At 32.1% G+C, this 686-nt stretch carries 2 protein-coding genes; both read right to left on the bottom strand.

Going from position 1 to position 686, the window contains the following annotated elements; translation table 11 throughout:
• A partial coding sequence (locus JWG44_RS15785; RefSeq protein ID WP_205275973.1) for a PIN domain-containing protein occupies nt 1–300 on the bottom strand: 300 nt, incomplete at its 3' end.
• A 1-nt stretch (nt 301) separates the two neighbouring features.
• The gene (locus JWG44_RS15780; protein ID WP_205275972.1) at nt 302–613 is read right to left on the bottom strand and encodes a type II toxin-antitoxin system Phd/YefM family antitoxin; all 312 of its coding nucleotides are present in this window, start codon (nt 611–613) and stop codon (nt 302–304) included.
• Nucleotides 614–686 lie beyond the last annotated feature (73 nt).

Raw genomic sequence — 686 nt, 5'->3', positions numbered from 1 at the left:
CCGGCAACCGGAAAGTATTTCTTCGTTATTCAGATTTTCCATTGTAGAAGAATCTAAATTTTTAAGATTTATCTCCTCAAGTAGCTTGTCGAGTTCAGTTAATTTTTCCGTTTTCCAACCAACGCCAAGTTTCTTTTTATTATGAAAGTAAGCTCTTTTAATACTAATTTTACATTCTGCTTCCAATAGTATCGAGCTTACCCTGAGTTCAGAAGCTTTCCATATTGAAATCGATTTATCTAAAGTAGGTTCTTGAAAAATGATCGATAATAAAACACTTGAATCTATATAGACTATCATCTCAGATACGATCAGCGCGAGAATCTTTGTGTATAGTTTCCCAATCTATTTTTGGCATTTTCTTAGTATGTTTTTTAACGATTGAATCAATTTGAGACTTATTTCTTTTAGCAAGTCTGATTTTTCCTATGCGATTCTGCTCTTCTAAATATAGGTATAAGCGTTTCTTTGAGTCTTCTATAAATTCAGACGGCTTTTTAATTTCCGCTATTACTTGCTCATGTTCTGTAATAACGATTGTTTCCCCAGCTTTTACCAAGTGCAGATATTTACTTAGGTTATTTTTAAGATCTCTAATCCCAACAGATTTCATGCATTAATTATAGCTACTGTGGCTCTTTTTCAAGTTCTTTTCTTACCTTAAATAAAATTTTGCGAAACTTTCG

Origin of the sequence: Leptospira ainazelensis (genome assembly GCF_016918785.1) — a bacterium.
GTDB lineage: Bacteria > Spirochaetota > Leptospiria > Leptospirales > Leptospiraceae > Leptospira > Leptospira ainazelensis.
This window is presented reverse-complemented; position numbering and strand designations above follow the sequence as displayed.

Coding starts and splice junctions, on each gene's coding strand:
- JWG44_RS15780 (WP_205275972.1), bottom strand. CDS start 613: ATGAAATCTGTTGGGATTAGAGATCTTAAAAATAACCTAAGTAAATAT.